The sequence below is a fragment of the Undibacterium parvum genome (genome assembly GCF_003955735.1).
Lineage (GTDB): Bacteria > Pseudomonadota > Gammaproteobacteria > Burkholderiales > Burkholderiaceae_D > Undibacterium > Undibacterium parvum.
Map to the genome: position 1 here is coordinate 3,233,915 of NZ_CP034464.1, position 25,637 is coordinate 3,259,551.

Annotated in this window: 24 protein-coding genes; 14 read left to right on the plus strand and 10 right to left on the minus strand. The window is 52.0% G+C overall.

Going from position 1 to position 25,637, the window contains the following annotated elements; all coding sequences use genetic code 11:
* Nucleotides 1-24 precede the first annotated feature (24 nt).
* A complete protein-coding gene (locus tag EJN92_RS14150; protein ID WP_227869554.1) occupies nt 25-837 on the plus strand; it encodes a helix-turn-helix transcriptional regulator in 813 nt (270 codons plus the stop codon).
* A gap of 57 nt (nt 838-894) precedes the next feature.
* The gene (locus EJN92_RS14155; protein WP_126128418.1) at nt 895-1,464 is read left to right on the plus strand and encodes a YbhB/YbcL family Raf kinase inhibitor-like protein; all 570 of its coding nucleotides are present in this window, start codon (nt 895-897) and stop codon (nt 1,462-1,464) included.
* A gap of 295 nt (nt 1,465-1,759) precedes the next feature.
* On the opposite strand, the gene EJN92_RS14160 is transcribed toward EJN92_RS14155, so the two are convergent.
* Nucleotides 1,760-2,266, minus strand: a complete 507-nt coding sequence (locus EJN92_RS14160; RefSeq protein WP_126128419.1) for a DUF3658 domain-containing protein — start codon at nt 2,264-2,266, stop codon at nt 1,760-1,762.
* A 471-nt stretch (nt 2,267-2,737) separates the two neighbouring features.
* Here EJN92_RS14160 and EJN92_RS14165 point away from each other — a divergent pair, with 471 nt between their 5' ends.
* From EJN92_RS14165 to EJN92_RS14175, 3 genes are all read left to right on the plus strand, one after another.
* On the plus strand, nt 2,738-3,769 hold the full coding sequence (locus EJN92_RS14165; RefSeq protein ID WP_157984369.1) for an alpha/beta hydrolase: 1,032 nt from the start codon (nt 2,738-2,740) through the stop codon (nt 3,767-3,769).
* Nucleotides 3,770-4,056: 287 nt separating this feature from the next.
* Nucleotides 4,057-4,644 (plus strand): 3'-5' exonuclease, encoded by a 588-nt coding sequence (locus EJN92_RS14170; protein WP_126129938.1) that lies wholly within the window; start codon nt 4,057-4,059, stop codon nt 4,642-4,644.
* A gap of 230 nt (nt 4,645-4,874) precedes the next feature.
* Nucleotides 4,875-5,831 (plus strand): alpha/beta fold hydrolase, encoded by a 957-nt coding sequence (locus EJN92_RS14175; protein WP_157984370.1) that lies wholly within the window; start codon nt 4,875-4,877, stop codon nt 5,829-5,831.
* Nucleotides 5,832-5,883: 52 nt separating this feature from the next.
* Here the strand turns inward: EJN92_RS14175 and EJN92_RS21600 are convergent, their stop codons facing one another.
* Nucleotides 5,884-6,036 (minus strand): hypothetical protein, encoded by a 153-nt coding sequence (locus EJN92_RS21600; RefSeq protein ID WP_170174906.1) that lies wholly within the window; start codon nt 6,034-6,036, stop codon nt 5,884-5,886.
* 133 nt (nt 6,037-6,169) lie between these two features.
* Between EJN92_RS21600 and EJN92_RS14180 the strand changes: the two genes are divergently transcribed.
* The 3 genes from EJN92_RS14180 (at nt 6,170) to EJN92_RS14190 (ending at nt 8,407) form a co-directional block, all read left to right on the plus strand.
* Nucleotides 6,170-6,580: a hypothetical protein gene (locus EJN92_RS14180; protein ID WP_126128422.1), complete on the plus strand. Its 411-nt coding sequence runs from the start codon at nt 6,170-6,172 to the stop codon at nt 6,578-6,580.
* 89 nt (nt 6,581-6,669) lie between these two features.
* Nucleotides 6,670-7,398: a DUF4386 domain-containing protein gene (locus EJN92_RS14185; RefSeq protein ID WP_126128423.1), complete on the plus strand. Its 729-nt coding sequence runs from the start codon at nt 6,670-6,672 to the stop codon at nt 7,396-7,398.
* A 28-nt stretch (nt 7,399-7,426) separates the two neighbouring features.
* A complete protein-coding gene (locus EJN92_RS14190) occupies nt 7,427-8,407 on the plus strand; it encodes a CE1 family esterase (protein WP_157984371.1) in 981 nt (326 codons plus the stop codon).
* A gap of 165 nt (nt 8,408-8,572) precedes the next feature.
* On the opposite strand, the gene EJN92_RS14195 is transcribed toward EJN92_RS14190, so the two are convergent.
* The 6 genes from EJN92_RS14195 to EJN92_RS14220 form a co-directional block, all read right to left on the minus strand.
* Nucleotides 8,573-9,694: an acyltransferase family protein gene (locus EJN92_RS14195; RefSeq protein WP_126128425.1), complete on the minus strand. Its 1,122-nt coding sequence runs from the start codon at nt 9,692-9,694 to the stop codon at nt 8,573-8,575.
* 239 nt (nt 9,695-9,933) lie between these two features.
* Nucleotides 9,934-11,214, minus strand: a complete 1,281-nt coding sequence (locus EJN92_RS14200; protein ID WP_126128426.1) for a hypothetical protein — start codon at nt 11,212-11,214, stop codon at nt 9,934-9,936.
* Nucleotides 11,215-11,227: 13 nt separating this feature from the next.
* Nucleotides 11,228-12,019 carry an outer membrane lipoprotein-sorting protein gene (locus EJN92_RS14205; RefSeq protein WP_407701521.1) on the minus strand — a complete coding sequence of 264 codons (792 nt, stop codon included), beginning with the start codon at nt 12,017-12,019 and terminating at the stop codon, nt 11,228-11,230.
* A gap of 12 nt (nt 12,020-12,031) precedes the next feature.
* On the minus strand, nt 12,032-13,432 hold the full coding sequence (locus EJN92_RS14210) for an ABC transporter permease (RefSeq protein ID WP_126128427.1): 1,401 nt from the start codon (nt 13,430-13,432) through the stop codon (nt 12,032-12,034).
* Entirely contained in the window at nt 13,429-14,142 is a 714-nt protein-coding gene (locus EJN92_RS14215; protein WP_126128428.1) for an ABC transporter ATP-binding protein, read from the minus strand. Before EJN92_RS14215 ends, EJN92_RS14210 begins: the two co-directional genes overlap by 4 nt.
* Nucleotides 14,143-14,411: 269 nt before the next feature.
* Complete coding sequence (locus EJN92_RS14220) at nt 14,412-15,254, minus strand: AraC family transcriptional regulator (RefSeq protein WP_126128429.1); 843 nt, start codon at nt 15,252-15,254, stop codon at nt 14,412-14,414.
* 205 nt (nt 15,255-15,459) lie between these two features.
* Here EJN92_RS14220 and EJN92_RS14225 point away from each other — a divergent pair, with 205 nt between their 5' ends.
* From EJN92_RS14225 to EJN92_RS14245, 5 genes are all read left to right on the plus strand, one after another.
* The gene (locus tag EJN92_RS14225; protein ID WP_126128430.1) at nt 15,460-16,296 is read left to right on the plus strand and encodes an HAD family hydrolase; all 837 of its coding nucleotides are present in this window, start codon (nt 15,460-15,462) and stop codon (nt 16,294-16,296) included.
* Between the two features lie 405 nt (nt 16,297-16,701).
* Nucleotides 16,702-17,289 carry a hypothetical protein gene (locus tag EJN92_RS14230; RefSeq protein WP_126128431.1) on the plus strand — a complete coding sequence of 196 codons (588 nt, stop codon included), beginning with the start codon at nt 16,702-16,704 and terminating at the stop codon, nt 17,287-17,289.
* A 98-nt stretch (nt 17,290-17,387) separates the two neighbouring features.
* Nucleotides 17,388-17,921 carry a GNAT family N-acetyltransferase gene (locus EJN92_RS14235; protein ID WP_126128432.1) on the plus strand — a complete coding sequence of 178 codons (534 nt, stop codon included), beginning with the start codon at nt 17,388-17,390 and terminating at the stop codon, nt 17,919-17,921.
* A 269-nt stretch (nt 17,922-18,190) separates the two neighbouring features.
* Complete coding sequence (locus EJN92_RS14240) at nt 18,191-18,733, plus strand: MOSC domain-containing protein (protein WP_126128433.1); 543 nt, start codon at nt 18,191-18,193, stop codon at nt 18,731-18,733.
* A 151-nt stretch (nt 18,734-18,884) separates the two neighbouring features.
* A complete protein-coding gene (locus tag EJN92_RS14245; protein WP_126128434.1) occupies nt 18,885-19,721 on the plus strand; it encodes a type 2 periplasmic-binding domain-containing protein in 837 nt (278 codons plus the stop codon).
* A 104-nt stretch (nt 19,722-19,825) separates the two neighbouring features.
* Here EJN92_RS14245 and EJN92_RS14250 read toward each other — a convergent pair whose 3' ends face one another.
* Nucleotides 19,826-22,318: an adenosylcobalamin-dependent ribonucleoside-diphosphate reductase gene (locus EJN92_RS14250; protein WP_126128435.1), complete on the minus strand. Its 2,493-nt coding sequence runs from the start codon at nt 22,316-22,318 to the stop codon at nt 19,826-19,828.
* Between the two features lie 488 nt (nt 22,319-22,806).
* On the opposite strand from EJN92_RS14250, the gene EJN92_RS14255 reads away from it, so the two are divergent.
* Nucleotides 22,807-23,211, plus strand: coding sequence for a ribonucleotide reductase subunit alpha (locus EJN92_RS14255; RefSeq protein WP_126128436.1), 405 nt, complete (start codon nt 22,807-22,809; stop codon nt 23,209-23,211).
* A gap of 86 nt (nt 23,212-23,297) precedes the next feature.
* Here EJN92_RS14255 and EJN92_RS14260 read toward each other — a convergent pair whose 3' ends face one another.
* Nucleotides 23,298-25,562: a S9 family peptidase gene (locus EJN92_RS14260; protein ID WP_126128437.1), complete on the minus strand. Its 2,265-nt coding sequence runs from the start codon at nt 25,560-25,562 to the stop codon at nt 23,298-23,300.
* Between the last annotated feature and the right edge of the window lie 75 nt (nt 25,563-25,637).

Here is a 25,637-nt window from a genome sequence, read left to right on the forward strand (position 1 = left end):
AGCTTGCCGCGTTTGGGATAAATCATGACTCAGGCTTTTGCCCACATCCTTAGCACTAGCGTAGCGCATAGAGTGCGTACCAGTGTGGTGCGCGACGACATGCTCGGTTATATCGTCTCTGGCAGCAAGCGCCTGTTGCGCCCGGGTGAGAGCGAAGAATACCAAACGGGCGAATTTTTTCTGATCGCACGCGGCACGCAATGGGATATGGTGAATGACAGCGCGCCGCAAGGACAGTATGTGGCGCATGTCTTGCTGTTGACGCCAGCCTTGATCGAGCTGTTTCATGAGCGCTTTGCCCAGTTTGCATCGCTGTTGCCGCTCGCCGCCTGCGCCAAAATCGGCCAAGATAAAACGCTGCACACGGCTTACGCGCGTGCCTTTGCCTCGCTGACAGACACTCAGGTATCTAGCGCACTGAGTCAACATCGCTTGCTGGAATTATTGCTGATGCTGGCCGAACGAGGTCTGGTTTTTTCGCGCGCCTCAGAGCTCAGTTGGGCAGATCGTGTGCGTCGTATGGTAGCGCAGCGTCCGCACGATGCATGGACCGTTAATCAACTGGCGACTAGTTTTAATCTTAGCGCCAGCACCTTACGGCGTCGCCTCGATAGCGAAGGCAGCACCGTCAGTGACTGCGTGCGTGAAGTGAGGCTAGAGACTGCGCTGTTACTGCTGCAGAGCACCATGCTGCCAGTGTCCGATATTGCCTACCGCTCTGGCTATGCCTCGCACAGCCGCTTTTCCGCCGCCTTCCGCGAACGCTTTGGATTTACTCCTTCGCATTTGCGCCCGCCCATGAACTCTGGCGCACAGCATTTGGCGCAATCGGGCTAGTGAGGCGAGCAGAATGATGCGATGATTATTCTCCCTTCAATTATCCAAGGAAATTCCATGAGAACTCAGTTCATCAAGACTATCTTTTGTAGCGCTGCGCTATTTGGCGCCGTCAATCTGGCGCACGCCGCCGATTTCCATCTGAGTAGTAGCGAGATCAAGGCCGGCGCTTTGATGGATAAAAAATTCGAATTCAATAGTTTTGGTTGTTCCGGCGAAAACAAGTCGCCCGCCTTGCATTGGGAAGGTGCACCGAAAGACGCAAAAAGTTTTGCTGTCACCGTCTACGATCCGGATGCGCCTACTGGCTCTGGCTGGTGGCACTGGTCAGTTATCAACATTCCGGCTAGCGTGACAGAATTAAAAGCCGATGCCGGCGCAGTTGGCAGCGCCAATCTGCCAGCGGGTGCTACGCAAGTGCGTATCGATTATGGCGTCGCAGCCTGGGGCGGTGCTTGCCCGCCAGCTGGCGATAAAGCACATCACTATATCTTCACCGTGCATGCACTCAAGGTCGAAAAACTAGAGATCCCGGCCGACGCCACTGCGGCATTGGCTGGCTATATGATCAACGCCAACAGCATCAAAAAAGCCAGCTTCACCGCCAAGTATGGTCGTAGTAAATAAGTAGAAAATCAGTAGAAAAAAGCAGAAAATAAACAGTAAAAAAGCAGCAAGCGTCATCGCTGGCATTAGCGAGCGATGACGCAATGGCTGCAATAAAATTTTCAAGCACTTGGCCGCTCGCGCATATTCCATGCGGGTCTCCAGCCTGCATGGCCTGCAGCCCGCATGGGATATGCGCAGTGGCGGGGATGCTGGCGAAATCCAATATGGAACAACCCGCTGGTGGAGTTTGGCTTGCTTAGTACGGGGCACAGCCTTAATTGTCACAATTAAGTAGGGCGGCTTTTAAGCCTCCCTACATGGCCGTTTGCGTCAAACGGACTTCACAATAGCGCATAAACTTTAAATTACCTTTAAATTCAAAAAGACCTTTACCACACAGAGCCTCAATACGTTGACTATAGAAAATATCAGGTATCCCTGCTTTATGGAGTTTTGATTCAGTCATAAATACACCGACTATCCGTGCAACTTTTTGAAACTGATGATTTGAGTATGAAAGCAAAGCCAAATCAATTGCTTCCAACTCCTCATTTGTTATTTCAGAAACGTTCTCTATTTCTTCGTGAGTTAATTCCGGAAGCGACCAGTCTTGCCAAGGAGGCGGTGGTTTTAATTCCGGATATTTTTCTAATATTGGTGATTGAAACTCTCGAATGAGACCAATTGATCTGCCAAGAGTACCTATGTGATAGAAATCTTCGCTGCTATTTTGCGACAAATTTAACGCCTCGTTCAAAGCTAAATCTAGTTTTTCCAAGGCGTCAACAAGTAATGCATTTAAAGTTAAATCTGATGGCATAAAGAGTTTCTTACCTGAATAAAAAGTATTTTAATTTTCATTTTTAAAATTAACCGATAATTAAAAAGCTAGTCAAAGGTTATTTTTCTCAGCACATTCTTGTTCTGTTTAGCTCTTACCTTGATGATCTTAAAAACAGAAGGTATAAGCAGATCCGCAAAAAAAGGCGCTGAACGACATTTTCATTTTACCAATGAAGTTGGCGCGACCGAAAAATATTTGCCATGAGTCTTAATTTCCTTATACCGCGATCCGGGCATGGCCATGCATCACTTGCGCTGCCACAAATTTGATAGTGTTTGATAGTGTTTGATGGATTTTATGCACGGTTTGCTACTCTATTGGGTAGTTTGCGCATATATTCAGGGCTGGCACTTGCTTCGCACTGGCTGGGCGCTTACTCTGCTGCATGGATTTTTTCTGGCCGCGTTTTTTCATGCCTGGCTTAACGATGATAGCAATAGAATTTTTATGACTTCGACTCTTTCTTTCGCGCCGACTGCGGCACAGTGGTGCGCTGACATTTTGCCTGGCTTTGAACAACTGAGTCTGAAGGCCGCCACTAGCGCGAAGGCCGCTCCGAGCGCGGAGGGGCAGGCGGATGGCGTTGAGATCACGCTGGTGCGACGTCTGTGTCGACGCCAAGGTGAGGAGGGCAAGCCTAGGGCGGCGGTCTTGTACATCCACGGCTTCGTTGACTATTTTTTTCAGACCGAGCTGGCTGATTTTTATCATGCGCAAGGGCTGGATTTTTATGCGCTGGATTTGCGTAGTCATGGCCGATCTTTGCGGCCTGGACAACTGCCCAATTTTACTTTGGATGTGAATGAGTATCTGCAAGACGTAGATGCCGCCATTAGCGTCTTGCACCAGAGCGAACAAGTGGCGTGGCTGATGCTCAATGGCCATTCTACCGGCGGCTTGGTGGCGGCGTTGTATGCGCACCGCGGCGCGCAGCGTGCGCAGGTTAAGGCGCTGTTTTTGAATAGCCCGTTTCTGGATATGAATCTAGCGGCCTGGCAAGAGAAGTATGCCGAACCAGTGCTGGCCTGGCTGGGCAAGTTTTTCCCTTACTGGCGTCTGCCGGGTTTGCCGACCTGGTACGGTCGCAGCCTGCATGTGATGCATCAAGGGCAATGGGACTACCGTACCGATTGGAAACCGATTGCCGGTTTCCCTGTGTACGCAGGCTGGTTTCGCGCCATCCATCTGGCGCATGAGGAGGTGGCGCGCGGTTTGCAAATCGCTTGCCCTTGTCTGATGCTGCACGCTGAGCACAGCCTGCGCGCTACCGCCTGGAGTGAGGATCTGCTGAGCGCCGATATTGTGCTCGATGTGGCCGACATGCAGCGGCTGGCACCCGCTTTAGGCTTGCAGGTAGAGCGCCATGCGATCGCCGGTGGCATTCATGATCTGGTGCTGTCGCGCCCGACCGCCAGACATCAGGTCTGGCAATTGCTGGGCGCGTGGTTGGCTAGGGTGAGGGCAAGCGGCGCAGAATGAGCCCTGCCGGAGGCGCATATTCCATGCGCCTTGCCAGCCATGCAGGCTGGAAACCCGCATGGAATATGCGCGTCTGGCCTGCCGTCTAAAAATATCCTGAGGCTAGTAAATAAGTAAGACTTACGCAAAATTGCGCCAGCTAGGCGTACCGCCGAAGACAGTACGCCGGTACTAGTACTAGTACGGCAAGGCGAGTGCAACAACGCTGGGGCGGTTTTGCCAAAGTCCTATAAGTTATTTCTCGCCGTGGTCGCTATGCAGGGCGCTATTTTGCTATCATCTTGGCTATGACCTCTGAAGAAATCCTCCTGCTGCCCTCGTATCCCGGTATTCCCTTCGATAATATCCGCCTGGTGCGTTCCGAGTCGGATACAGCGCGCGCTTATGCCGCCATGAGCGCGGCTGATGTGCTTGGTTTTGATACCGAATCGAAGCCGATATTTTTCAAGGGCCAGCAATCGGATGGCCCGCATCTGATACAGCTGGCCACCGACACCGAGGTTTTTTTGTTCCCGGTGTTGCAGCCTACCCAGATACTGGCGGTGCAAGCGGTGTTGGAGTCCAAGCAGATACTCAAGGTCGGCTTTGGCCTCTCCGACGATAATAAACGTCTGCATGCCAAGCTCGGCATCGTCCCTGCCAATGTGCTGGATCTGTCGCGCCTGATGCGCGAGAGTAAGCATCGCGACATGGGCGCCAAGGCCGCAGTGGCCAAGTACTTTGGCATGAAACTGCAAAAATCCAAGAAGACCTCGACCTCCAATTGGGCCGCTGCAGCACTCTCCGAGCGCCAGTTGCAATACGCTGCCGATGACGCGCAGGTTGCCTTGCTGGTCTACCGCAAATGGCTGGCGCTGAAGATTAACGGCGCTTGACCCCGGGTAGTTGGCTGCGTTTTAATTTCTAAGCTAGCGCCGACTTGAGCTTAAATTCTAATTTCGACTAGGTTTAAGCGTGTAGAATTTGTCATCAAAATACCGGCAGGCCTAACGCGCATATTCCATGCGCTTCTCCGTCCATGCAAGGCTGCAGGCCGCATAGACTATGCGCCTTGGGCAGGGTAGCTGTAGATTCCGCAATTCCACAGAGGCGTTTAAACCAAACTATGCAAAAACTATTTTTTATTACTCGTCCGCTCCTTAAATTGCTGTGCGGTCTCACCCTAAGCTGGAGCCTGGTGGGCTGTGTCAGCGTCGAAAATACGCTCTCTAGTTGGGCCATAAACGGTGAACGGGCCTTGGCCAGTGTGGAGAAAAAACAGATCAGTGTGGGTGAATTTGAACTCAGTTATCTGGAGGGTGGGCAGGGCGATACCGTCTTTTTGATACACGGCTTTGAGTCGAACAAAGATATCTGGATACGCTTCGCGGCGCAACTGACTAAGCACTACCATGTGATCGCCATCGATTTACCGGGGCATGGCGATAGCACGATCTTGATGACGCAGAGTTACAGTGTCAGTGAGCAAGCATTACGCGTGATCGCGCTGATGGATGCGCTGCACTTGATGCAACCAGTTCATCTGCTGGGCCATTCTATGGGCGGTGCGATCGCCTATCATGTGGCAGCAAATGCGCCGGCACGTGTCAAGAGTCTGGGTTTGATGAGCGCGGCCGGAGTCGTGTCTGGCCGGCCCAGTGAGTTATTCATGCGTCTGCAGCATGGCGAGAATCCCCTGATCGCCCACGATACCCAAAGTTTTAAGGATCTGCTGGCATTTACCATGAGCGATCCACCGTATATTCCTGGTCCGGTGATCGCCTCGCTAACGCGCACCGCGATCGCGCGTGAGGCGATCGCCAGCAAGATTTTTACAGAAATCCGACCGCCCTATTCGCGCGAACTAGAAACGCTGCAAGCTAAAATCAGCATGCCTACTCTCTTGATTTGGGGCGATAAAGATAGAGCCGTGGATGTCTCTAGCACCGAGGTATTCACCCATCTTATTCCACAGGCACAGCTAGTGATTTTCAAAGACGTAGGGCACGCCCCGCAACTCGAACGCACCAAAGAAACCGCCATCGCGTATCAGGCATTTTTGGCGGGGGTAAAACCAAACTAAAGCCGGGCTGGGGGGCAACGTAGGCTCTTTATGCCGGTGCGCTTAGGCGGCATCACCCAGCATCAACCAGCATTGATATTGGATCGCTGGCAGACAATTGATCAGGCTCATTAGGGAAATAATTTTTGACACGACCCTTGAGCCCGCTGTCGTATTCTTGTATCGCGCGCAGTGCGGCTGACTTAATACACAATTTGTAATTCATCACAGTCTAGCGTGGTTCGATGCTAGAAGTCTGTGCGTCGTCGTAATTGACTACGCTAGTGAGGCCCCTTGATTTATTCTGATCCTGAGTTTAGCAATTCCTAGCTAGCTAAAACAATTTAGGAGCACCTCAAATGTATCAAGTCTCGCTGTTTCGGCTCTATGTGTTACGCGCCCTATACTTGCTGGTGTTCATCGCGCTGGGAGTGCAAGTATGGCCTACTCTGCTCGCGCACAGCAAGCCGTTTGAATTTATGCACGGTGTCGAAATCTGTATGTTGGCAGCTTTTTCTTTACTCTGCGGTCTGGGCATACGCTATCCCTTGCAGATGTTACCGGTACTGATGTGGGAATTGATCTGGAAGACTATCTGGCTCGCGATCATCGCCTTGCCACTGTGGCAGTCGAATCAGTTGGACGAAAAGATGTTGCCAAATGTTTTTGCGATTTCTCTGGTAGTGCTGGTTTACCTCGCCATACCCTGGCCTTACGTTTATAGTCATTATGTGAAAAAACAGGGTGACACATGGCGCAAGACTCAGTGACAAGATTCGTGATGTCGCTGTGCTCAAGCGCAAAGTGATAAATGGCCTGTGGCTAAAGAACAATGTTAAACACTTCGAGAAAATCCATTATGAAAAACCACAGTCTTGAGACTAACCCGCAATTGTATGCACGCCTTGCTGGTGCTTTGTATCTGGCGGTAATCGCCCTCGGTATTTTTGCCGAGGCTTACGTGCTCAATCATTTTCGTTCTGCCGCTGACGTCGCAAGCTTAGCCAAGAATATTCTTGCGGAGCCCATCCTCTGGAATCTGGGCGCATTCGCCAATTTACTACTCGTGTTGTGCGCGACTGCTCTATCGTGGCTGCTGTATCTATTGCTGCGGCCGGTTAACCGCAATCTGATGTTGCTCGCTGCCTTCTTTAATATAGTCTCACTGGCAGTTGAAACCCTTAGCAAGCTATTTCAGCTGATGGTTAAACCTATCTTGACCAGCACCAGTATGGCGAAAGCCTTTGAACCAGGGCAATTACACGCTTTGGTAAATTTTGCTTTAAGGTCGCATGATATCGCCTTCAATGTGGCACTGATTTTTTTTGGTGCTGCCTGCATCCTGTATGGCCAGTTGATTTTTAAATCCGGCTATTTACCTAAGTTTGTCGGGGTCTTAATGCAAATTGGCGGGGTCAGTTATTTGATTGCCTGTTTCGCCGCCTTATTCGCTCCGGTGTTGTCGAATTTGATTAACCCGGCTATTTTGGCACTGCCCCTGCTTGGAGAAGCTTCACTGTGTCTTTGGCTGCTAGTGAAGGGCGTCAATCTGAGCAAGTGGAATGATCTACACCGCTCAAAAAGCTAATCGAAAATAGGCAAAAATGAGCCTCATCATGAAAAAACTGTTCACTTTTCTACGTTTCTGTTTGTACGGCTTACTCGCGCTGATTGCACTGGGCGCTGCGCTGTTCTGGTATTTTGTTTATTCGCCTGACCCCGTAATTCCACAACTGTCTGGCAGCGTGAACAAGGCTTTTGTTGAGGTGGATGGACTGAAACGCAGTTACCGAAGCTATCTCCCGCAAGGCTTAGCGAAAGGCGCGCCTTTGGTCATGGTGATGCATGGTTCAGGCCAAAATGGCGCGCAAATCCGACTTGAAACTGGCTATGGTTTTGAGCGTCTGGCAGATCAATTTGGTTTTGCCGTGGTCTATCCGGATGCCCGCAGTTTCGATTGGAACGACTGCAGTAAAACCGGGGACTTCAATTTTGAAGGTCGCGCGGTCGACGATGTTAAATTTCTGGGCGTGCTGGCCGATAAACTCATCGCCGACATCGGCATCGACAGCCGTCGCGTGTTTGCGACCGGCGTTTCATCTGGCGGTTTTATGGCTATCCGCCTGGCGCTTGAGGCCCCGACAAAATTTCGTGCTGTGGCAGCGGTGTCGGCCAATTTGCCAAGCACAGAAAATTTTAAGTGCAAGCCGGTAGCGCAAGGCACTTCGGTCATGCTCATGAACGGGACTAAAGATCCTCTGGTGCCGTATGCGGGGGGCGAGTCTAGCCTGTTTGGCTTGTTCTTTAAGGGCGGCATGTTGCTTTCATCGCTTGCCTCGGCGGATTATTTTGCCGTGCAAAATAAACTCTCGGCCCCACCAGCGCTGTCCGCCGCGACTGCGGGTGGCGAGACCCAAGTCGAACGTGCCGTGTGGCGTGACGACAGCAAACTGGAAGTGGAACTGGTTACCATACACGACGGTGGTCATGGTCTGCCACAAGCCTACTGGCGTCGTCCTAGATTATTAGGACCATCACCGATGACGCCAAATGGACCGGCATTGATCTGGGAATTCTTTGCACGTCAAAAGCCATGAGTAACAAGTTCAGGGGCTTGATCGATGACGATGCCGATGACGTAGTCGGGGCTTGTGTCGCTCAAAAATAAACCCGCAGCAGCGTTAGATCCAGTTTTTCCAAGCTACTGTCTTCGGTGCTACGGCTGGCTGGAGCAATTTTGCGTAAGTCCTAAGGATTGCAAATTAAAGCACACGCCGCGCACCTGGCAAACGCACGATTGCGGACGCTAAAGCAAAGCTGGCAGTCGCTGCAAGCACACCGGAAACTGCAAACTTAAGCAGGCTCGATGCCTCCCACGGTTCGAGAATTAAGCCTATTGAAACCACAACAGGTGGGTGCAAGATAAACGCGCCATAAGCATAAGGTGCTAAGCGGCTCAAAATTGGTGCAGGATTTTTAGCTACACGGCAGCGCCATAACAGCATCAGGATGATGCCGCAGCCGACCATAGGCTCCCAGAACGCGTAAGCTGTGACTGGCAGAGTCCAGCCGCCGTGCATCTCGAATGGCTTCCCATCAAAAGCACCGCTCAATGCTGCATAGATAAATAGCGTGGGGATGCTCAATAAACTGATCCATCCCCATGGTACTGCGAGCTTTGCGTCTATCTGCTCCAGCAGACGTGCTGGTGCAGCGGCGCAACCGATGGCGAATAATAAAATATACGAAGAAAAATAGCCGATTTGCAGTAATCCAAATTCTTGCCCGGTTGGCACCCATAAGCGCAGTAGAAAGGCGCCTGCGCCCCAGATTAATACGATCGCCAATATGCTGGAATGACGCAAGGATCCGAGTTTAATTACCCACATGTGTTGGCCGATCAGCGTGCGTAGCAAGGCGTATATCGCGGAAAAAATCAGCATGGCATAAGCGAACCAGAGTGGGCCGATATTAAACGTGAATCGTCCAATTAAAACACCCCAGTGTTCTAGCACACCTACGGTGTTGGACGGTTCCGATAGTGCAATTGTCAGTGGGCCGATAAAAAAACCATACACGAATACAGGCAGGCCCAGGCGGACTAATCGATCAATTCCAAAACGCCGCCAGCCCTTGCTATCGAATGAGCGTGGCGTGAAATAACCTGCCAGTAAAAAGAAAGTGCCCATAAAAAAAGACTGGTCAATCGCGCATAGCAGCGTGAGTAAAGCTTTCGCCATTGTCGAGCTAGCATCGTAGCGCAAATACCAGCCACCATCACCACCAAACATAATCGCCGTGTGGTGCAGAATCACCAGTATCGTGAGCATGACGCGGATGCGATCAAGAAAATCGCTACGGTGTGGGGCCGGTATTTTTTCCATTCAGGTTCTTTCAAGGGCTTGCTTGCATTGGTGCTTACTACGTCTACTTCAGTATTTTCAACTCAAGTATTTCGGCTCAAGTATTTCACACCAAACCCATTATCACAAGCTTAAGTTTTATTGCCTATGCGCTAAAAACATAGTCGGGCTCCTAGTCCAATTTCTATGGCATTAATCCAGCATAACTCGTGTGTCAATAGTCGATGCATATGGCAGGCGCGCTACTGCTAAATGGGTGGTCAGAAGTAAACCCGCAGCTGCGCCTGCCAGCTATATTTTTGCAAGGCGGCACCGTAGGCACTGCTGGCTTCGCCGCTGTTGCGCTGCCATTGCAAGGCCAGATCCAGTTTTTCCAGGTGGTAGCGCGCTTCTAGCCAATAGAGGCGACTGTGATCGGCCAGGTTGAGCTTTTGCATGGCGCTCAGATCGAGATGCTGGAGTAGCGCATCCGGCCAACTGGCATACACAAAAACTTCTTGTCTGGTGGCTAGTTCTTGCTGGTTTTGCTGCCACTGCCGGTATTGCAGGTAGGGCAGTGGCGCGCCCTGTTTGATGCCCTTGCGCAATGCATCCCAAGCCTGATCATCGAGGGCGCTGCCGTTGTATTCATATTCTAATGTCAGCGAGAGCTTGTTGGCCGCGGTGTAGGTGATGCCGCTTGCCAGGCGATTGCGAAACACAGTATCGTCTTTGCCCTGCAAGGCTTGTGACAGCATGGAGCCGCTGCGTCCGCCTGAATATTCCAGATAAGCCACGCTGGCATCGTTTAGCAGGGCGCTCAGATTCATCCCGATTTGTGGGTGAGTGTGGGCACCGCCCTGCAGCAGCCATTGCGGCGTCAACTGGCCAGCCATGCTGCTGGGCAGTTTTTGGCTGTAGGCGATTAGCCAGCGGTCTTGTGCGTTGGTAGCGCCGAGATCAGGATGGTAGCTGCCCGCATTGGCTTGCTGCGCTAGCTGGGGTGAGTACAGGGCTGTCAGCGAACCACTATCCCATAGCTGTTGGCCGCGCAGCATGACACTCCCCATGCGGTTTTTCTTTAGGCTGGAGGGATCGACCGATACTGCCGAACGTACCGCATAGTCGCGAAAATAATCGCTGGGGTTATAGCCGCTGGCGGCACCATACGGGACGTTGATGCGTCCAGCGTCGAGCAGCTGATGCGCTTGTGGCTGCCAGCTTAGATAGGCGTCGCGGATGGTGTTGACGTCTTTATCTACGCTGGCTTGCCCAGGCTGCTGCTGCCGGTTGAGGTCGAGGCGGTCCGAGAACACGGCACGCCATTCTGGCGCGAAGCGTTGATCGAATTGCAGATCGAAGGATAGCCTTTGCCCGGCCAGTGTAGGGCCGTGTGGCGTTGCGGCTTGCCCTAGCGCGACTTCGACAAAGCTATGCCAATCGCTGGCGCTGGCCACAGGTATTTGTGCCTGGTCGGCCAGTTGCAAGGCATCCAGATCATCCGAGCCTTGCGCCAGCGCCGAGCTCGTCGCTAAGGCTAGGCCTAAAAAGAAAGTGCGCATGCTTTGCCTGGCCTTAGTCTGGCTTGAAGCGTGACAGATAATCGCGCTGCAACCAGGCGTCCGGTACTTCGCGCTTTGCATAGTCGGACAGGCGCAGCACGGTCACCCATTGCGGATCGAGGCCATCGATGATCACGGTTTCGGTAGGGCGTTCCTGCCCTAGTTGTTTTTGATAATGTCTGAAATACGCGGTTTTCAAGAGGCGCGCGCTTTCGGTGTAATAGCGCGCCTTGATAGGGTGGTTATTGCTGCGATCTATCCACAGCTCGATATGGTGGTAGGTGACATCGGGCGTGATCGCGGCCAGCGCCAGTTTGTAGCTTTGCTTGGTCTGGCGCTCGCCGTCCTGGGTCTCTTCTTCGGCGAGCAGGCTGGCCTGATAATCTTTGGCTAGATTCACCGTGACCACGTCACCATTGGCGGCTTGTCCTAACAGGCGTTGTTGCGGCGAGATGCGTATGCTGGCTTTATTGGCCGGGTCATAGAACCACAAGTCATTGCCGTTCTTGAGCATCAATTTATTCGCATCCCGTGCCGGTGCCACAAAGCGTATCAGGTTGCGAAATTGCCCGTTCTGAGTGTCGGCCTTGGAGTACACCGCCAGCGTGCTGCTATCGGTTTGTTTACCATTGCGATATTCGATCAGGGTCGTGGTGAGTCCGAAAGGGAAATCGGGATTGCGCACCGCATCGCTGGCTGCCAGTATGCTTTGCGCATCTGGCGGGGCTGCCAGTGCCGAGCCTGAGGGAAGGGCTAGACTCAAACTCAAAGCTGCCATGGTAAAGAGTAATCTAAAATTTTTCATGCTGAGTTCTTTCTAAACGTGACGCAGGGCATCAACTATCATCATTTTGGCGGCACGCTTGGCTGGCCACCAGGCAGAGATCACAGCCACCAGAAACAGACCTATGGCGCAGCCAAAAATCAGACCTAAATCACCCCAAATTCTGACCTTGAGCGGGTAGGCGTAGACATAGCCAGGCGGGGTCCAGCTGAGTCCTGCATGGTTGATCAAAAAGGCGATCAGCAAAGCGATTAGCACGCCCAGGCTGGCACCGATCAAGCCCAGCAACATGCCTTCGCAGACGAACAGGCTACGGATGCCGCCACGCCGCTGACCGATGGCGCGCAGGGTGCCGATCTCGGTGGTGCGCTCGACCACCGCCATGCTCATGGTGTTGCCAACAGTAAACAAGACGATCACGCCTATCAGGGTGGCGATGAAGCCGAACACAGAATCAAAGAATTGTATGGTCTGGCCGTAAATTGGTGCCAGTTCTTCAAAGCCAAGTAATTCCATAGGTTCCTTAAAGCTTTTTGATATTTCCTTGAGACGTTCTCTGGCGATAGACATTTGCGCTGTATGTTGCAGCTGTATTTGTATTGCGGTTACCTGCGGGGCATCGGCGCCGAAGATCAGTCTTTGTGCCTGGGTTAAATGCATGACCATGTAGCTGTCGTCGAACTCTTTGAGGCCCCAGTTTTCTGCCTTGATGACGTTCAGGCTGGCGACGTTGGGCGCACCGTGCAGATTGGCTGCCAGCATTTCTATGCTGCTTGCGCTCTTGCTTAGCTCTGGTTGAGCTTCCAAGGCAGACAAGGCGGCGATGTCGTCCGCCAGCACAGCAGGCGCCGGGGAACTCTTGGCTGCAAGCGTGCTGGCAGGCTGAGCTTGACTGCAGTTGGCAACCTTGAGCGGGCCGCAGAGTTGCAGCATGCGCGCTACGCCTGTGCCTATCACCACCGCATCTTGGGCAGTGCCGGCCAGTGCGATCTGCGGCGTGTAGCTGGCGCTGCCGTAATCGTCCCACAGGCGCATCTTGTTTTGATCATCGACCAGGATGCCACTGGCGATCACGTTTTTTGAAACCCCGGCAGAAAAATTGCCAGCGATGCCGCCCAGTTGCAGCTTGGGCGTGGCCATGAGCAACATCGGTGCCAGCACAGCATCTTGTTTGATCTGCTCTATCATGCGCTGGTAGTCGGCGATACCATAGGCAGCTGGGTTGCCGCTGCCGTACAGGAAATAATCCTGGTGCTGGATTTGTAAATGACCATGCAATTGCACATACCCTGTTTGCATTGCAAAAATCACGTTACGGCTATAGCCGCCAAATACCAGGATGGTGACCAGACCGATGATCATGGCTAACAAGGTGGTGAGTGAGCGACGACGGTTGCGCAGTAAATTACGCAGGGCCAGAGATAGGGTCTTCATGCTGTGACTCCGGTGGCGCTAGTTTGATTGCCTTGTTCTATGTGCGTAATGCGGCCATCGCGGATAAAAATGGCGTCGTCGGCTTCGGCCTGTACTTGCGGATCGTGCGAGGAAAATACGAATGAGACAGCCAGATCACGCTGCATCTTGCGCATCAAGGCGATGATGGCGGCGCCGGTCTGGCTATCCAGATTGGCAGTGGGCTCGTCGGCCAACACCAATTTTGGCGACGTCGCCAGGGCACGTGCTATCGCTACACGCTGACGCTGGCCGCCCGACAATTGGCCGGGCCGGTTTTGCGCTCTGTCTGATAAGCCGACGGCGTCTAGCATTGCCAGCACGCGTTGCTTGCGCTCGGCTGCCGGCATCTTGGTCAATAGCAGTGGATACTCGACATTTTCATACGCGCTCAGTACCTGCAGTAAGTTAAAATTTTGAAAGATGAAGCCCAAATGCTGGGCGCGAAAATCCGATAAATCATCGTCTTCCATACTGTTGATATCTTGCCCCGCCACGTAGACCTTGCCCTGATCGGGCCGGTCTATACAGCCAATCAGATTTAGCAGGGTGGTCTTGCCGCTGCCAGAGGGACCAGAAATCACGCTGAAGCAATTGGCACGGATTTCCAGATTGATGTCGCTTAAGGCCGGCACAGCGACCGTATCCATTTGGTAAATCTTGGCGACGTTTTTAAGAACTACAGGATTCATCATGCTCTCCAAAAGGGAACTTCTAAAAACCCGTTAATCGGGATGCAGCGCAAGGCGCAAACCGGAGCAATACGTCGGTATTGCGAGGATTTGCAACGCCGCGATGCGCCCGAGTATGGGGTTTTTAGAAGTTCCCAAAAGATAAAAATCGACCATTGATTGCTTTGCGCATTGCGTGCAATGTCTAGCTAGCTATCATTGGAGTAGATTCTAAAGAGACTTAAGCCTAGCTACTTGTATCGATCTGTCAAATTTGTACCGAGCCGACATCAGACCGGTAAAAATAATTTTTTGGTGTCTTGCTCACTGAGGCGGTATAGCCAATACGCAGGATCATCACTGGCAATTTTCTGTAACAGGGCGATCGGCGAGATGCCAGCCAGATCCAGATATTCTTTATGCATATGGGCTTGATCGTAATAACCGGAATCATGGGCGATGCGAGTTAAATCACCCCAGCCTACCGGCATACCGATAATGTGCAATAAGGACCAGCCAAAGCGCACCACCCTGCGGGCATCGCGCAAGTTGACTCCGAAGGCTTCGCGCATGCGCCGCTCTAGCTGGCGCTCGCCTATGCCAAAATATAGCGACAGGTCTAGCAGCGGAGAAAACATTTTTTGATGCGCAGCTAAAAACTGCGCACCCATGCTGGGTTTTTTCTGGTGATCCAGGGTATCGAGTAAAAACTCTTGAAATAGGGCGACATAGTCAGCGATCTCACGCGGCTCATCCATGGCGGCCAGCAGAGTTTCGACACGTAGGGGATCGGTGACTTGCTGCATAGGCAGATAACTAGACAGTAGCGTGGCCGGGAAAATGCCGCTAGCCTGATGCAGCATGCCGGGGCGTATTCCGACCGAGATCGTGAGTGTCTTAGGCCCGGAAAATGAATGGGCCATTTGATTGAAGGGGCCGCGCAAAATGCAGCGCTGCATAGACAATAGGCTGCCATCGGCTTGCTCCACTTGCACGCTGCCGCGTACCAATAGCATCACCGAGCTTGTTAAGCTCGCTGGGATGTAGGATTCGCAGTCATCCAGTTCCAGCACCAGGATATGCATGAGCAGCTTGGCTAGCTTGGGGTGGGGTGGAAATATCTGTATCGACATGGTGGTGCCAGCGCTGCGCTAGTGGTGGAGTTGGGCTATTTTACCTAAGCGCTGCTGCACATGATAGGTTTGATTCAGCCAGCGTGGCTGCACCAAGCCCAAGCAAATTCAGCGCTAGCGCGTAAAATACGATGTTTAAGATGTCGTCAGCCTTACTCAGCAGGCTGCGCACAGATTTTTATATTAGGAATAAGGTGGTAGCGCAATGACTTTGTATGTTTCTGATCTGGACGGCACCCTATTAGACCGTGACGGCAAGCTGTCGGCGCGTAGCCGCGCCGGGCTGACCGATTTGCTAGAACAAGGTTTGTTGTTTACGGTTGCCAGTGCCCGCCATGTCTCGTCTATCCGCAGCATTCTGGGTGATCTGCCGCTGCGTTTGCCGGTGATCTCGGGTAATGGCGCCTATCTCGGGGCGATGGCTAGCGATCAGCATGAGCTAGTGCATGCGATGGAGCCCGCGTTGGCGCAGTCTATTTTTGCGCTGATAAGGCGGCTAGATCTGATGCCGTTTTTCTCCACCCATAACGGGCAATACGATCAATTGTTTTATCAAGAGGCGCAAAATCTCGGGCAGCAAGGCTTTGTCAGCGAACGCCTGCGCAATGCCGATCCGCGCCTGCGTCATACGCCGCGTTTGCAAGATCATTTGCTGGACCCGGTGGTCACCTTCGTCATCATAGACCGCGCTGCGCCCTTACTGGAGTTGCAGGCTGAGATCACGGCCTTGTGCGGTGATGCGGTCGAGACCCATCTGGCCGACGATCTGTATCTGCCTGGCTGGCCCTGGCTGACGGTGCACGATAGACGTGCCAGCAAAGATCAGGCCATCAAAACTCTGGCAGATCGTTACAGTTTGAATGAACGCGAGATCGTGGTGTTTGGTGACCATGTGAATGACGTCAGCATGCTGCGTGCCGCGCACCGTGGCATCGCCATGGAAAACGCGATCGCCGCCGTCAAGCAAGAGGCACATACCGTGATCGGCCCGCATTACGAAGACAGTGTGCTGCAGTTTATTCAAAACGACTGGCGGCGCTAGTTCAACATAGTTTTCTAATAGGACTTACGCAAAATTGTTCCAGCTAGGCGCACCGCCGAAGACAGTACTTTAGTACGGCAAGGCGAGTGCAACAACGTTGGGGCGGTTTTGCGTAAGTCCTATCTAAGGGTAGCTGCAGGCGCATATTCCATGCGCCTCTCCGGCCTGCATGGCCTGTAAGCCGCATGGGATATGCGCGCTGGCAGGCATGCTTTTCAAAAAAGCAGAATGCTATTTGCAGGCCAGCCAGGCTTCGATCTTGCGATGTGCCACTGTTGAGTTGCTGGTTATTGGGACAATATTTTTTGTAAATCTAGCTTTTACTGGTATAACACGGCCTGATCCTGCAATGATGGCGAATGCCAGGTTCGGGGCGCAATTTAATAACTACTTTTTGGGAATGTGATGAAAAAATCGATACGCTTTATTTCTCTGGCATCTTGCCTGCTGGCGCTGAGTTTGACGCAAGGCTGCGCCACCAAGGTCAAGGCCAGCACTGCGAGTAATCCCGCGCCTAGCGAAGCATTTTCTGCTTATGGACGGATTAACTTAAAGCCGGCAACATTTAAGCAGGGCTACAAAGGGAGCGCCGCTGGTCTGGCGAAAATTGAAGAAAATCTGGCTAAGGATCTGGCGCCTTCTCTGGAAACCTGGAACAAGACGGCTGCAAATGGACGCACTCTAACCATAGAGCCTATCGTGGAAGAGCTAGAGTTTACCCGTGGTGCGACGCGCGTGTTCCTGGGGCCACTGGCGGGTAGCTCAGGCGTGCTGATGCGTATCAAAATTACTGATGCTCAAGGTAAAATTGTGGCGACTCCAGAATTTTTTCAACGCGCCGATGCCATGGCCGCAGGCTTTTTGTTTGGCGTACACGATAATCTGATGCTGACTCGCGTCGCCAACTTGGCGAGTGCTTACGTTATAAATAATTACGGTCGCGCCCAAGGTGGCCCGACGGGCGCTGATGACAAGGCTCTCGCTGCAAAGTAAGCCGTATTTTCACTGGCGTCGCTCTGGCTGCATATTTATTCAGAGTGCCGCTAGCCAAGCATAGATATTTATCCTTCCCTTCCCTTCATCACACGCTTATGTCTGCCAGTCTGCCTACCCTAACCATACATCCCCCCACACTTAGCGACCTGGATGATTTGTACGCCTTCGAGATGTGCAATCGGCTTTATTTTGAGCACTGGATCAATGCACGACCTGCAGATTATTACTCACTAGAGGGTGTCGCGCTCGCGATACAGGCCGCGCAGCAAGATGCCGCCAAGGATAGCGCGTATCAGTATCTGGTGCGTGAAAATGGGCTGTTGCTGGCCAGAGTCAATCTGACCCAGGTAAAGCGCCCACATCATAGACAGGCCAGTTTGGGTTACCGGGTCGCGCAAGAGCACAACGGACGCGGTGTCGCAAAAGCGGCAGTGCGTCTGGCATTGCAGCAGGCATTTACTGAACTGGATCTGTGGCGGATAGAGGCGTGTGCCAGACCAGAAAACCTGGCTTCGGTGAAGGTCTTGTTGGCGAACGACTTCGCGCAATTCGGTCACTCCAAGCGTTGCTTTCAATTGGGCGCTACCTGGTACGATCTCTTGCATTTTGAAGTGCATGCAGCAAAATAGATTTTAGCGTATTGATACCATCGAAAATATTAGAGCCTGGCCCAAGGCGCATATTCCATGCGGGTTTGCGGGCAACATGGCCTGCGGGCCGCATGGAATATGCGCGCTGGCAGGGTGGCTTCAAAAATGGAGCTTAGAGCGCATAGTTTAGGCCCAGAGTTTGCATAAAATGGGCGTATGATTTCTGCATGTTGAAAAACAGATAAAATAACGGCGATCCATGTGCTGCATCCAAACTCTGACTCTATCTAGCCCCCTCTTTAGCCCCTATGAATCCACGCATTATTGCCGTTCACAAAGACACAAATCACAATTTTAGCAAGAACAGTTGTTCGCAACTGAGACTGTTGCAAGGCTTAGGCGTCGAAGGCGATGCGCACTGCGGCGTTACCGTTAAACACCGTTCTCGCGTGGCCTTAGATCCTAGTCAACCTAACCTAAGGCAAGTACATCTATTGCACGCTGAGCTGTTTGACGAGCTAGCGGCACAAGGTTTTCAGCTCAGCCCTGGGGTGATGGGTGAAAATATTACTACCCGTGGCATCGATTTGCTGGCGCTGCCTGTGGGCACCCAGCTGCATTTGGGGACGCAGGCTATCGTTGAGCTGACGGGCTTACGCAATCCTTGCGCGCAGATAGAAAATTTCCAAGCCGGCTTACTCTCCGCGGTGCTTGATTTTGGTCCCGAGGGAGAATTGATACGCAAAGCCGGGGTAATGGGTATCGTGCTGGTGACAGGGATAGTTAGTCCTGATGATACGATTAAAATCCTGCTGCCCGAGGGCGAACATAGGGCGCTGGAGCGGGTCTAAGCGGCGACTACAGCATAGTTTTGAGCGGCTCTCTGTCGAATTCCAAGAAAATAGTTTGTGGAAAAATTAAGAGATGCAAAAGTGAGTTAATAAGCGTAGCATGGTTCCTCGGTGAGAATTTTATGTCTTTTTTCTGAGAGACCTCAAAAAAATGCCCGCCTTTTATTCCTCGAAGTTAATACGCTTAATAGCGCTTAGTTGCAGCGCTTTATGCCTCTCGGCCGAGTTGCATGCCGAGTGTTCCCGCGTCATCAACGTTCCGGTTTCCGCTACCGGCTTGAGCGTGATTACCGCCGGTGAGAAAATTCACGGGATTTTCCCCGATTTACTGCGCCGCCTCGGTGAGAAAAATGCCTGCAGCTTTGCCTTTACCAGTGTTCCCAAGGCGAGGGTGGCAGCGATGTTTGAGGCTGGCAACTCTGACATGATGTTGGCTTCCATAAAAACGCCGCGCAGAGACGAATTTGGTATCTTTTTTCCTATGGTGAGTATTCGGGCAACCTTGATCTCTATCGCGACTTCACGGCCGGCCATAAGCAATTTCAAGGATGTCCTCAAGCAATCTGACATGCATTTAATTTTAGTGCGTGGTTTTGATTACGGTCCCGAGTATCAGCGCTTGATCGATGAGCTCAATAAGCAAGCGCGCGTGTCGTTTGAAAGTGAGCCGCTGTCGGTGGCACGCTTACTTAAACTGCGCCCAACGAGTGCCACGATTATGGCGCCGAGTATTTTCACTGGCGAGTTGCAAGCCGATAGCCGGGTTGAAGATATGCTAGGAAAACTCAGATTTGAACCACTCGATGAGCTGGCCTGGTCGTATAGCGGTAGCTATTTATCCAAGACTGCGCTGACTCAGGCTGACCGCGAAAAACTGGCTAAGATGCTGGAGCAGGCTGGGCAATCTGGCGAAGCCTGGCGTGCATATCAAAAAGTGTACTCGCCCGAGGTCGTCAAAATCAGCATACGCCCACTCAGTGCGCAATAAATACAATAAAAAAACGAGGGCCAGTGATTTCACTGGCCCTCGTTAGTTTAAGTTAGTTTAACTCAACGTCAATCAAAAATAATCAACAATCGTCTGCTGTGGAATTAGCCGCAAGCACCGACATAACCGCAGGAAACGCAACGGCTGCAGCCGTCGATTTTTTGCAAGGCATAGGCACCGCAATCCGGGCATTTTTTACCGGTAGCCGTATAGGTAATGGGTGCCGCATCTGCTTCGTAGGCAAGGTCATCCATGCCGTAGGCTAAGGTTTTGTTTTTGAATTTTTCTGCCAGTACCGTGATTGGTACCTGATTGCCGGCAGCATCCAAAAAGCCGCGTTTCATCAAGATGCGTTGCAGCGAGTAACCGATGGCGGCTACTTCTGATTCATGGAACATCGGCGCTTGCGAACCGTCTTCCTTGGTGATCATGCCGCAGCGTACCGTGCCCTTGTCCCACACCACTTCGCGCATGTCGGCCAGCGCTTTGGCGATCGAGCCACCCGAACGCGCTGCCATCGACAAGAGACGCATACTGGCCGATATCCATTGCTGACCATCGTTCTTCTGGCCGGCTGGCATGAAGAATTCAAACGGTCTTTCTATGGTGGCACGCTCGCCGCCGACAACACCCTGGATGTGAATGAAGCTAACTGTCAGATAAACCGTTTTCTTGCCTTCGTAAGTCATGTACTGCACTTTAGAAGTGACTGACTCCAGGTCGCCAAACGGACGACCATCGAATTGCTTGCGCAGTAAATCGTCATCTGGAATGGATGCTACTGCTGGTACATCCGGTGTGGTGCTGGCGACTGACAGCACGCTACCTAAAATGCTGTTCGGACGGTAGGTGGCGAGGCCTTTGAGACCTGCGCGCCAGGCGTCCATGTACAGATTTTGGAAGTCCTCGTAAGGGTAATCAGCCGGCACGTTGACGGTTTTTGAAATCGCCGAATCAATGAAGGGCTGCACCACTTCCAGCATCTTCATGTGATCGCTGGCCGACATATTGAGCGCGGTGACAAACTGATGCGGCAACTTATTGTCATCGCTAACGTCGTTGCCCAAGTGGCGATACAGGCGCCAGGCGTGATCGGCGACTTCATAGATTTTGCTGTCGCCAACGGCCATGCGTTTCTTACGGTTGTATACCCAAGAGAAGGCCGGTTCTATACCGTTAGAGGCATTGTCGGCGAAGGCCAAGGTGATGGTGCCGGTAGGCGCAATCGACAGCAGGTGTGAGTTGCGCAGACCGTGCTTGGACATGGCGCTGCGGATGGCTTTAGGCAGACGTTTTGCGAACACGCCAGCCAGGTATTTCGTGCTGTTAAACAGCGGGAACGCGCCTTTTTCTTTGGCCAGTTCTATCGATGCCAGATACGAAGTGTCGCGCATGACTTCTGAGATTTTTTGTGCCAGAGCACGGCCTTCGTCTGAGTCGTAACGCAGACCCATCATCACCAGCGTGCTGCCCAGACCCAAGAAGCCAAGGCCGATGCGGCGCTTCGACATGGCTTCGGCTTTTTGCTGTGGTAGAGGCCATGCAGTGGCTTCCAGCACATTGTCCAGCATGCGAATTGCCAGGGTGACGACTTCTTTAAAAGTATCAAAATCAAAGCTGGCAGTATTGCCGAATGCTGCTTTGACGAAACGCGTCAGATTGACCGAACCGAGGCAGCAGCAGCCATAGTCAGGCAAAGGCTGTTCGGCACAAGGGTTGGTCGCTTCTATAGTTTCGCAGTAGTACAGATTGTTTTCTGCGTTCATGCGCGACAAAAACAAAATACCAGGCTCGGCGTGATCGTAAGTCGATTTCATGACTTCGTCCCACAGATCGCGGGCTCTGACGGTCTGGTGTACCCACAGACCATCTTCGCGCAGATAGGCGCCGGCTTCTTTTTTCTCGTCGCCAGGTTCAGCTTTGTGCACCAGACAGAAATCGGTATCGTTAGCGACGGCGTTCATGAACTCATCGGTAACGCCGATGGAGATATTAAAATTAGTCAGGCCGCCCTGGTCTTTGGAACGTATGAATTCGAGGATGTCTGGATGGTCGCCGCGCAATACGCCCATTTGCGCACCACGGCGCGCACCAGCTGATTCTACCGTGGAGCAAGAAGCATTAAACACTTGCATAAAAGAGACAGGGCCGGAGGCGCGTGAACGGGTACCACGTACCAGTGCGTCTTTCGGGCGTATGGTCGAGAAATCGTAACCGACACCACCACCGCGACGCATGGTTTCTGCAGCGTCGGACAAGGCGGTATAGATACCCGGCTTGCCATTGGTGGTGGAGGAGACCGAATCGCCTACCGGTTGCACGAAGCAATTAATCAGGGTGGCGTGCAAATCCATGCCGGCGGCGGAATTAATCCGGCCAGCCGGGACGAAACCATTCTTTTGCGCCCACAAGAATTTTTCTTCGTAATAGGCTTGGAAATCGGGCTGTTCGACACTGGCTAAGGCGCTGGCAACCCGCGCTTGTACGTCCTGGATACTGCTTTCTTCGCCTTTGGCGTATTTTTCTAGTAACACATCGAGAGAGATTTCTTGTGGCGACATTTCAGTCAGTCCTAACATTTTTTCGTTGGCGTTCATCTGGATGAATAAGTAGTGGTGGTAACGGTGAGTGGAGTGCGGCGAAATTTGGGTAAAACGTGAAATTAACTTAAGAACAAAAAGAAATAGCTAATAACAGATTAACAATATGGTCAGAACAGGGGCAGAACAGGGGCAGAACAGGGCCAGCACAGGGTCAGAGCAGCGGCAGAACGGGGCAATAACAAGCAAACAATAGGCAAACAAAAAGCAAGAAACAAAAAATACTTGGGAAATAAGACGACACAGAGAACTATGTCGAAATCGTCATTATTGATTAAATAAGAGTATGTTTTTAGGGAAATTGTTGCAGAGGAATTTTGTTAAAAGTGCTCATGCCAAAGCCAAATCGCGTCAGGCATTATAACCCTAGGCTCTGTTTTTTCCTTGATGCGACTCAAGAATTTCTGGACACTTGGTATGCTGGAAAGATAAGTTGGCGTAAGCTTATTTAATTCAAAATTTGAATTAGTTATAGGGAAAACATCGTGGAAATTAGTAGTTTTGCCGACTTATTAGAGGCCGCTAGAGCGCAGCCACAGCCGCAGAGATTGTTGTTTATGTTCGCCAAGGCAGAATTGCCGCCTGGCGTTAATCCGGAAGAAAAACAGTTATTTGAAAATCGCCAGGGCGGTGCGCTTGCCGCGGTCATGTGCGTCGACAAACTAAGCACAGAATTGCGCGATTTTGCCCATCTGGCGGCAGAGTCCTCACATACCGGCAAGAGTTGGGATATTGTGTTCGTGACGACCATGTCGGGTAAGGGCGGCGTCGCACCAAGTACCGAGGAAGCCAACCGGCCGCTGGATATGATGGTGCAATCCCTGCGGAATGGCAATATCAGCCAGTATTTGGCATTCAATCAGAGCGGCGAACTGGTGCAATTGTCTTAATGCCCGCTTGCACATACTGGTTCGCCTTGCAAACGATAGCCGCACAGCAGTTGCAGCAATCGGTATCGCTCTAAAGCCGGGAAATTCTATAAATTATTTTTTATAAAGTTCCATTTGGCTTTTTGCAATGACCAGGTCTCCCAGTCACCACGCACGCTGTGATCACTATTCGGATAGAGCTGCAGCTCGTAGTCTTTGCCGTTTTTGATCAATGCATCGATCAGCATGATGGAATTTTGCGGGTGTACGTTGTCATCCATGGTGCCGTGCATGATGAGTAGCTTGCCGCTTAAGTCTTTGGCCGCCTTCAATACGCTGCCCTGATCGTAGCCAGTGGCATTGTCTTTTGGCAGCCCCATGTAGCGCTCGGTGTAGATACTGTCGTACAGACGGAAATCGGTGACCGGCGCTCCCGCCAAACCGATCTTCCATGCCTGGCTATGCGTCATCGCATAGGACGTGAAATAGCCGCCATAGCTCCAGCCATTGAGGGCGATACGCTGCATATCGGCCCAGCCTTGGCTACGCAACCACTCCAGACCATCGAGTTGATCTTGCAGTTCTAGCTGACCAAGTTTTTTGTGGATGGGCCAGGCGCTGACAACTCCTTTATTGCTGGCGCTGCGGTTGTCGAGTATCCAGACAATATAGCCTTGCTGGGCTAAAAAGTGATGCCACAGATTGCTAGTCCAGCGATCGATTACTTGCGGCGCCATCGGTCCGGCATACAGATGCTGATACACCGGGTATTTTTTGGACGGATCGAAATCGGGCGGTAGAAATAACAGACTTTCCAGTAAGTGAGCATCGCGCGCTTTGATTTGCTGCTGCTTGAGCGTGGCCAGTTTTAGTCCTCGCATGTTTTCAGGGGTGCCCTGATCGTCGACCAATTTGAGTAATGCACCGTTGTCGCTAAACAAGGCTTGTTTTGGCGTTTGCCTGAGGCCGCTCCAGCTGTCCAGATAATGGGTGAAACTAGCGTTCCAACGCACTTTATGCGCGCCTCCTTCGCTGCTTAGCCTTTGCGGATTTCCGCCTTGCAGATTGGTGGCGTACAGATCAACACCGATAGGATTGTGGGCGTTGGCGGAGAAGTAGACTTTACCCTTGTTTTGGTCGATTCCGTAGACATGACGCACATCCCAGTCGCCCTCAGTGACGGCTGCTTGCAGTGTAAACTTGCCTTGATCATTGAGATAGCGATACAGATGCCTATGCCCGGTACGATCCGACTCCCAGATAAAACTACCATCCTTGAGAAAGTGTGGCAATGGCAGGCGCTCGGTCCAGGCGGGGCTGCTTTCACGCAAGATCAGCTTGCTTTCATTGTTGTGCGTATTGATACGTAAATCCAGCCAGGTTTGTACCCGATCTTGCCAGGCGCTGAGGAGTTTGCCGTCCGGTGTCCAGCCGACCTGAACGATCAGACTTTCTTGACCTGGATAGGGATCGGCGACCCAACTTAATCTGGCTTGCAGATCTACCACGCCTAACTTGGCGAGCGGATTTGGGTCGCCCGCTTTGGGATAGCGAGTGAGATTAGTTTTGAGCGGCTGTGCGTGCTCGCCCGCCAGTGTGTAGAGCGGGACTTTCGTTTCATCTAAGCTCAGAAAGGCGATGCGTTGCGAGTCCGGCGACCAGTAAAAAGCGCGGAAAGAACCGCGTCCATAAACCTCTTCCTGATAAACCCAATCTAGCCGGCCGTTAAACACAGTCTCGCTGCCACCGCTGGTAAGTCGGGTTTCCTGGCTGCTGGCCAGATCGGTCACATACAGATCATTGCCTTTGAGGTAGGCGACCGACTTAAAATCGGGCGAAAGTAAGGCCTCATCTTCCGCCACTTCCGGAGTACTAGTTAAGGCGCGCGCCAGCTGATTTTTTAGATCGAGTAGCCAGATGTCGTTCTGATAGTTGAACAGGTAGACGCTGATTTGAGGACTAATTTGCGGCGCCAGTTTCTCGGCAATCTTGAGCGCCTGCTTGTCATCGATCGCAGCCGTTTTGAGTATGCCCAATAAGTTGCCATCGAGCGGCAGTATTTGTTTTTCCCAGTTGTCAGGATTGATCACGAATAACTGCGTTATGCCATCCTTGGTCTGCGACTCTATCAATCTATCTTGCTTATCCCAGGATAACTGGGTCAGTGGCACAGTCTCGAAACTGAGTTTTTTGGTGGGGTGATACATACCCTCCAAACTGAGCATGCCTTGCGGCACAGCACTTGGCGCTTTGTTCAGATCAGCGGCGCTGGCAGTATTGTTGGCCACACTCCACTTACTTAAACCGAGGCCACTAAGGATGCAAAAGAGGGCACACAAACTGTGCTGCTTGAAAGGAAAATCTAATGACATGCGCTGCGTCCGAAAAATAAAGTAGAGGGTTTAAGGATGCGAATTTTACGCCTGCAAGCGACAAGCTTCTAGGGT